The following is an 8,226-nucleotide window of genomic DNA, read 5'->3' on the forward strand; positions in this document are numbered from 1 at the left end:
CTCAGGTCGAGGCGTCCGTCCGGCGCCGGCTCCGCTCAGCCCGCCGCCGCACCTGCTGGTACGCGCCGGTCAGCCCCATCGCCCGGCGTACCTCGAGCACCGTCTGGCGTACCTCCTGGCGGGTCCGTTCCGTGCCCTCGACGATCAGCCGGTCGACCAGACCCCGGTCGGCTTCGATCTCGGCCCGGCGCTGCCGGATCGGCGCCAGGAACCCCTCCAGCGCGACGACCAGCCGTTCCTTGACCTCCACGTCGCCCACCCGCCCGGCCCGGTAACGCCGCGCCAGGTCGGTCACCTCGTCGCGGTCCGGATTGAAAATCTCGTGGTACGCGAACACCGGGTTGCCCTCCACCGTGCCCGGCACGTCGGCCCGCACCCGGTTCGGGTCGGTGTACATGCCGAGCACCTTGCGACGCACCGTCGCCGCGTCGTCGGAGAGCGCGATCGAGTTGCCCCGGCTCTTGCTCATCTTGGCGGCGCCGTCGGTACCCACCAGGCTCGGCGTGTCCGCCGGGATCAACTCGGGCACCGGGAACACCGGGCCGTACAGGTGATTGAACCGCCGGGCGATCTCCCTGGTCACCTCGACGTGTGCGGCGTTGTCCCGGCCGACCGGGACCACCTCCCCCTTGACGCAGAGGATGTCCGCGGCCTGGAGCACCGGGTAACCCAGCAGCCCGTACGGCATCTCCTCCTTGCCGGCGTCGCGGGCCATGTCCTTGAGCGAGGGCACCCGTTCCAGCCGGGGAACGGTCACCAGGTTCTGCAGGAGGGTGTTGAGGTCGCCGACCTCCGGGATGGCCGACTGGAGGTAGAAGGTGGCCCGGTCCGGGTCGACGCCGGCGGCGAGGATGTCGGTCACCATCTCCCGGGCGTTGCCGGAGACCTGATCGATGTCCTCCCGGCGGTTGCGGGTGGTGAGCATGTGCAGGTCGGCGATGATGAAGAAGCTCTCGTAGCGTTGGTGCAGCCGTACCCGGTTGGCGATGCTGCCGACGTAGTGGCCGAGGTGCAGGCGGCCGGTGGGCCGGTCGCCGGTGAGCATTCGTGCGACGGACATGGTGATGCCTCTCGTTACCGAAGGTGGGTCACGCGTGGGCGCGCGCCGATCAGGGCTGGCTCAGCCCTGATCGGTCAGCGGGATCGACTCAGCGAGTCGCCCGCCATCGCGCGCCGGCGCGAAACCGCAGACCACCGGCACGGAGGACGTTCAGAAGTTGCTCACGGCCATCGCCGGAGCTGGTCGGGATCCCGGGCGCGGCACCGAGGAAGCGGCCGTCGACCAGGTCGACAGCCTCGGATGCGCAGTTGCCCGTCCGGACCACGGCCTCAGATTACCTGCGGTCCGCTGCCGGTGGGGACAGGTAGCTGTCGGCGTAGTAGGTGCCGACCCGCTCCCGGTACTCCTGGTCGACCGAGTCCGGATCGAACGGTGGCGCGTCCTTGATCTCCTGGCGGGTCCGGTCGACGTGCACGACGCGTTCCTGATGATCCACCCGGGCCACCGTCCCGGCCGGCAGCAACACCTTCTGGCCGAAGATCCAGGGCCCGGTGTCCACCACCAGGTGCCCGGCGTCCGCCTCGTCGCTGGTCTCGTCGATGGTGCCGACGCGTCCGTCGCTCGCCTGCACCTGATAGCCAACGAGGTCGACAGGTGTGCCCGGGCCGGGGGCGTCCGGGCCGTCGTGCCCACCCTCCGCACCGTCCGACGGGGTGACCGAGGGCGTGGCCTGGGTGTAGCCGCCGGCCAGGGCGGACGGATCACGCCAGGCCCAGGGATCGAAGATCGACGGTTGCATGGGGTACCTCCGGGGGACGGTCCTCAGCTGTCCTCCTTCGCAGTGCCCATCCCACTGATGCCGGAAACAGCCTGCGCGCTGTACGTCGGTGCCCCGATCCAGGTGTGGCGTGGCAGTGCGATCGCACGAGCCGCCGGGGCGGCGATCGACGGCGCCGGCGTTCGCGCCGCCGGCCTGGTGAACGGGGGCGCTGGCATACTCGGCTGCCATGGTGCTGTCGCGAGGGTGGGCTGTCTTCCTGGTCGGAGTCGGCGTCTGGACCTGGGTGATCTGGCCGAGGTTCGCGGTGGCCATCTGGCAGGACCCACGGTCCTGGGCGTCCGGCACGGTGGCCGAGGGTGCAACCACCAGCTTCCTGTGGGTGCACGCGCTGCTGATCGCCGCATCCCTGGCAATCGGCACCACCGTCGGCGTCCTCGGCGTCCGGGCCTGGCTCGCCGCCCGGCGACGGCAGCCGTCCTGATCGCCGCTGTCGCTCCTGCGGATCAGGCCGGTCGGCGCCCTCCTGCTGGAAGTCACCGAGCCCCGTTGTCGCCGGAACGGCCCTGACCTGGGGAAACCGTCCGGGCGCGCGAATGTGACGCGCGCCGCTACCCGTGGATTTGACGATCAAACCCGCAGACGCGTAACTTTCTCTCTGCCAGCGCGGAACGGGGCAAACGGGACGAAGGTCCTGGGGGCACCGGAACGGGATGGCAACCGGGTCAAGCAGGGGTTCGCTCCTGCGGGACGCGGTCCGGGCGGGGCTTGCCGGATCGGCCGCGAGGCGGATTTGGTGCGGCGAAGCCGACCGGGTAAGGTTCACGACCGGCAGGGAACCGGGCGAGACTGCGGGAAACCGCAGCGGCCGGTCTGCCGAATCCGACGACCTGACGCAGCGGTTCGCTGCTGCGTGAGTGCGCCGGCGCTGACCCGTACGAAGCATGACAGACCGGGACACACGGTTTGACACGGCGAAGACGGTAAGCTAACGTAGTAAAAGTGCCTGGCGCTGAAAGCGCCGGGGACGCGGTACGAAAAGCCCCGTGATGGGTTCCACTGAGGTGGGGCTTTTGATCGGTGTGTGGTTGTTCTTTGAGAACTCAACAGGGTGCTTGTAAAGCCAGTGCCAATTATGATTTATACCCCGGACTGGTCAGTTTTTGCTGGCTGGTTGGGATTCCTTTGGCAACATTTGTTTGTTGTCAGGATGCTGTTCAACTAATTTTTTTGTTGGAGAGTTTGATCCTGGCTCAGGACGAACGCTGGCGGCGTGCTTAACACATGCAAGTCGAGCGGAAAGGCCCTTCGGGGTACTCGAGCGGCGAACGGGTGAGTAACACGTGAGCAACCTGCCCCAAGCTTTGGGATAACCCTCGGAAACGGGGGCTAATACCGAATAGGACTTCTGGCCGCATGGCTGGTGGTGGAAAGTTTTTCGGCTTGGGATGGGCTCGCGGCCTATCAGCTTGTTGGTGGGGTGATGGCCTACCAAGGCGACGACGGGTAGCCGGCCTGAGAGGGCGACCGGCCACACTGGGACTGAGACACGGCCCAGACTCCTACGGGAGGCAGCAGTGGGGAATATTGCACAATGGGCGGAAGCCTGATGCAGCGACGCCGCGTGAGGGATGACGGCCTTCGGGTTGTAAACCTCTTTCAGCAGGGACGAAGCGAGAGTGACGGTACCTGCAGAAGAAGCACCGGCCAACTACGTGCCAGCAGCCGCGGTAAGACGTAGGGTGCGAGCGTTGTCCGGATTTATTGGGCGTAAAGAGCTCGTAGGCGGCTTGTCGCGTCGACCGTGAAAACTTGGGGCTCAACCCCAAGCCTGCGGTCGATACGGGCAGGCTAGAGTTCGGTAGGGGAGACTGGAATTCCTGGTGTAGCGGTGAAATGCGCAGATATCAGGAGGAACACCGGTGGCGAAGGCGGGTCTCTGGGCCGATACTGACGCTGAGGAGCGAAAGCGTGGGGAGCGAACAGGATTAGATACCCTGGTAGTCCACGCTGTAAACGTTGGGCGCTAGGTGTGGGGGGCCTCTCCGGTTCCCTGTGCCGCAGCTAACGCATTAAGCGCCCCGCCTGGGGAGTACGGCCGCAAGGCTAAAACTCAAAGGAATTGACGGGGGCCCGCACAAGCGGCGGAGCATGCGGATTAATTCGATGCAACGCGAAGAACCTTACCTGGGTTTGACATGGCCGCAAAACTCACAGAGATGTGAGGTCCTTCGGGGGCGGTCACAGGTGGTGCATGGCTGTCGTCAGCTCGTGTCGTGAGATGTTGGGTTAAGTCCCGCAACGAGCGCAACCCTCGTTCGATGTTGCCAGCGCGTTATGGCGGGGACTCATCGAAGACTGCCGGGGTCAACTCGGAGGAAGGTGGGGATGACGTCAAGTCATCATGCCCCTTATGTCCAGGGCTTCACGCATGCTACAATGGCCGGTACAATGGGCTGCGATACCGCGAGGTGGAGCGAATCCCAAAAAGCCGGTCTCAGTTCGGATCGGGGTCTGCAACTCGACCCCGTGAAGTCGGAGTCGCTAGTAATCGCAGATCAGCAACGCTGCGGTGAATACGTTCCCGGGCCTTGTACACACCGCCCGTCACGTCACGAAAGTCGGCAACACCCGAAGCCGGTGGCCCAACCCCTTGTGGGAGGGAGCCGTCGAAGGTGGGGCTGGCGATTGGGACGAAGTCGTAACAAGGTAGCCGTACCGGAAGGTGCGGCTGGATCACCTCCTTTCTAAGGAGCACCTTCACCCGAAAGGGTGCGAGGAGCCCGCGGCCTACGAATGTTGGGTCGGGGTGCTCAGATGGCGGAGACACTGGCAAGTTTTCCCTCGGCAACGGCCGGCGGCGCCTAGTACAGCCACTTTTGGGTGGTGGGAACGGTTGACGTTGGTGCGGCTGAGGAAGAATGTAAGCACCCTGTTGGGTCCTGAAGGAACAACCATTGTGTTGTTGTTTCAGAGACTTGGCCAGCCTCCCGTGTGGGGGCTGGGAGTCTGCCAGGCATGGCCTGGCCCCACATACCGCTGGTCTGAGGATCGGGTTTTGGTGTGGGGCGGATCGGGTTGTGGGTTGGTCGTTTGTTGAGAATTGCACAGTGGACGCGAGCATCTTTGTGGTCAAGTTGTCAAGGGCGAACGGTGAATGCCTTGGCACCAGGAGCCGATGAAGGACGTGGGAGGCCGCGATAGGCCTGGGGGAGCTGTCAACCAAGCTGTGATCCCAGGGTGTCCGAATGGGGAAACCTGGCACCAGTCATGTGGTGTCACCCACACCTGAACACATAGGGTGTGTGGAGGGAACGCGGGGAAGTGAAACATCTCAGTACCCGTAGGAAGAGAAAACAATTTAGTGATTCCGTGAGTAGTGGCGAGCGAAAGCGGATCGAGGCTAAACCGGCTGCGTGTGATACCTGTCAGGGGTTGCGTGGTCGGGGTTGTGGGACCCTGCTGAACAAGCTGACACTTGTTCGAGAAGTTACAAAGTCAGTGGCTAGTCGAACAGTCTGGAATGGCTGACCGTAGACGGTGAGAGTCCGGTAGGTGAAAGTTGCTGACCTTCTGTGGGTGTTCCCGAGTAGCGGCGGACCCCTGAAATCTGCCGTGAATCTGCCAGGACCACCTGGTAAGCCTAAATACTTCCTGGTGACCGATAGCGGACAAGTACCGTGAGGGAATGGTGAAAAGTACCCCGGGAGGGGAGTGAAATAGTACCTGAAACCGTTCGCCTACAATCCGTCGGAGCCTTGCGGGGTGACGGCGTGCCTTTTGAAGAATGAGCCTGCGAGTTAGTGGCATGTGGCGAGGTTAACCCGTGTGGGGGAGCCGTAGCGAAAGCGAGTCTGAATAGGGCGATTCAGTCGCGTGTCCTAGACCCGAAGCGGAGTGATCTAGCCATGGGCAGGCTGAAGCGCGGGTAAGACCGCGTGGAGGGCCGAACCCACCAATGTTGAAAAATTGGGGGATGACCTGTGGTTAGGGGTGAAAGGCCAATCAAACTCCGTGATAGCTGGTTCTCCCCGAAATGCATTTAGGTGCAGCGTCGCGTGTTTCTTGCCGGAGGTAGAGCACTGGATGGTCTAGGGGGCCCACAAGCTTACCGAAATCAGCCAAACTCCGAATGCCGGTAAGTGAGAGCGCGGCAGTGAGACTGCGGGGGATAAGCTTCGTAGTCGAGAGGGAAACAGCCCAGATCACCAGCTAAGGCCCCTAAGCGTGTGCTAAGTGGAAAAGGATGTGGGGTCGCATAGACAACCAGGAGGTTGGCTTAGAAGCAGCCACCCTTTAAAGAGTGCGTAATAGCTCACTGGTCAAGTGGTTCCGCGCCGACAATGTAGCGGGGCTCAAGCACACCGCCGAAGCTGTGGCATTCACATTTTATCCTCGCTTGGACTTGATTCCTTGTGCAGGTGTGTGGATGGGTAGGGGAGCGTCGTGCCGCGAGTGAAGCAGCGGGGTGACCCAGTTGTGGACGCGGCACGAGTGAGAATGCAGGCATGAGTAGCGAAAGAAGGGTGAGAAACCCTTCCGCCGGATGACCAAGGGTTCCAGGGCCAGGCTAATCCGCCCTGGGTGAGTCGGGACCTAAGGCGAGGCCGAGAGGCGTAGTCGATGGACAACGGGTTGATATTCCCGTACCCGCGAAAGAGCGTCCCTGATGAACCTCGTTGTGCTAACCACCCAAACCATCCAAGACCTTCGGGTTGAGGGTGGGGAGCGTGGGAACCTGATGGGTAGTAGTCAAGCGATGGGGTGACGCAGGAAGGTAGCTGAGCCCGGCCGGTGGTTGTGCCGGGGTAAGCGTGTAGGCCGTGTTGTAGGCAAATCCGCAACACATTTAAGGCTGAGACGTGATGCCGAGCCGATTCAGGTGAAGTCAGTGATCCTATGCTGCCGAGAAAAGCCTCTAGCGAGTTCTTAGCGGCCCGTACCCCAAACCGACACAGGTGGTCAGGTAGAGAATACCGAGGCGATCGGGCGAACTGTGGTTAAGGAACTCGGCAAATTGCCCCCGTAACTTAGGGAGAAGGGGGGCCGGAGACGTGAAGCCCCGCGCGGGTGGAGCGTTGTATGGCCGCAGAGAGCAGGGGGAAGCGACTGTTTACTAAAAACACAGGTCCATGCGAAGAAGTAATTCGATGTATATGGACTGACGCCTGCCCGGTGCTGGAACGTTAAGGGGACCTGTTAGCTCTTCGGGGCGAAGCGGAGAACTTAAGCGCCAGTAAACGGCGGTGGTAACTATAACCATCCTAAGGTAGCGAAATTCCTTGTCGGGTAAGTTCCGACCTGCACGAATGGCGTAACGACTTCCCCACTGTCTCAACCACAGGCCCGGCGAAATTGCAGTACGAGTAAAGATGCTCGTTACGCGCGGCAGGACGGAAAGACCCCGGGACCTTTACTATAGCTTGACATTGGTACTCGAATTAGCTTGTGTAGGATAGGTGGGAGCCGGTGAAGTCCATACGCCAGTATGGGTGGAGGCAATCTTGAAATACCACTCTGGTTGATTTGGGTATCTAACTTCGGACCGTTATCCGGTTCAGGGACAGTGTCTGGTGGGTAGTTTAACTGGGGCGGTTGCCTCCTAAAAGGTAACGGAGGCGCCCAAAGGTTCCCTCAGCCTGGTTGGCAATCAGGTGTTGAGTGCAAGTACACAAGGGAGCTTGACTGTGAGACTGACAGGTCGAGCAGGGACGAAAGTCGGGACTAGTGATCCGGCACTTGCGAGTGGAAGCGGTGTCGCTCAACGGATAAAAGGTACCCCGGGGATAACAGGCTGATCTTCCCCAAGAGTCCATATCGACGGGATGGTTTGGCACCTCGATGTCGGCTCGTCGCATCCTGGGGCTGTAGCAGGTCCCAAGGGTTGGGCTGTTCGCCCATTAAAGCGGTACGCGAGCTGGGTTTAGAACGTCGTGAGACAGTTCGGTCCCTATCCGCCGTGCGCGTAGGATACTTGAGAAGGGCTGTCCCTAGTACGAGAGGACCGGGACGGACGAACCTCTGGTGTGCCAGTTGTCCTGCCAAGGGCACGGCTGGTTAGCTACGTTCGGAAGGGATAACCGCTGAAAGCATCTAAGCGGGAAGCCTGCTTCAAGATGAGGTATCCCACCCACTATGTGGGGTAAGGCCCCCAGCTAGACGACTGGGTTGATAGGCCGGAAATGTAAGCCCGGTAACGGGTTCAGTTGACCGGTACTAATAGGCCGAGGACTTGACTACTAAGCTGCTACGCGTCCACTGTGCAACTCTGAACAAGCGAACACCCGTGAAGGTGTGCCGGGGTTGTTTGATATGTTCATAGAGTTACGGCGGTCATGGCGGAGGGGAAACGCCCGGTTACATTCCGAACCCGGAAGCTAAGCCCTCCAGCGCCGATGGTACTGCACTCGTGAGGGTGTGGGAGAGTAGGACGCCGCCGGACAATCTT

At 61.7% G+C, this 8,226-nt stretch carries 3 protein-coding genes and 3 rRNA genes; 4 read left to right on the top strand and 2 right to left on the bottom strand.

Going from position 1 to position 8,226, the window contains the following annotated elements; genetic code table 11:
- Position 1: 1 nt before the first annotated feature.
- A complete protein-coding gene (gene trpS / locus PSH25_RS15380; protein WP_238659740.1) occupies positions 2-1,060 on the bottom strand; it encodes a tryptophan--tRNA ligase in 1,059 nt (352 codons plus the stop codon).
- A gap of 274 nt (positions 1,061-1,334) precedes the next feature.
- Positions 1,335-1,799 carry a PRC-barrel domain-containing protein gene (locus PSH25_RS15385; protein WP_238659741.1) on the bottom strand — a complete coding sequence of 155 codons (465 nt, stop codon included), beginning with the start codon at positions 1,797-1,799 and terminating at the stop codon, positions 1,335-1,337.
- Positions 1,800-2,007: 208 nt separating this feature from the next.
- Here PSH25_RS15385 and PSH25_RS15390 point away from each other — a divergent pair, with 208 nt between their 5' ends.
- From PSH25_RS15390 to rrf, 4 genes are all read left to right on the top strand, one after another.
- Positions 2,008-2,262 (top strand): SCO4848 family membrane protein, encoded by a 255-nt coding sequence (locus PSH25_RS15390; protein ID WP_238659742.1) that lies wholly within the window; start codon positions 2,008-2,010, stop codon positions 2,260-2,262.
- 746 nt (positions 2,263-3,008) lie between these two features.
- Positions 3,009-4,525, top strand: a 16S ribosomal RNA gene (locus PSH25_RS15395).
- A 383-nt stretch (positions 4,526-4,908) separates the two neighbouring features.
- Positions 4,909-8,018: ribosomal RNA gene (locus tag PSH25_RS15400) — 23S ribosomal RNA — on the top strand.
- A gap of 85 nt (positions 8,019-8,103) precedes the next feature.
- Positions 8,104-8,220, top strand: a 5S ribosomal RNA gene (gene rrf / locus PSH25_RS15405).
- The 16S, 23S and 5S rRNA genes sit together here, the layout of an rRNA operon.
- Positions 8,221-8,226 lie beyond the last annotated feature (6 nt).

Origin of the sequence: Micromonospora foliorum (assembly GCF_022229015.1) — a bacterium.
Classification (GTDB): Bacteria; Actinomycetota; Actinomycetes; order Mycobacteriales; family Micromonosporaceae; genus Micromonospora; species Micromonospora foliorum.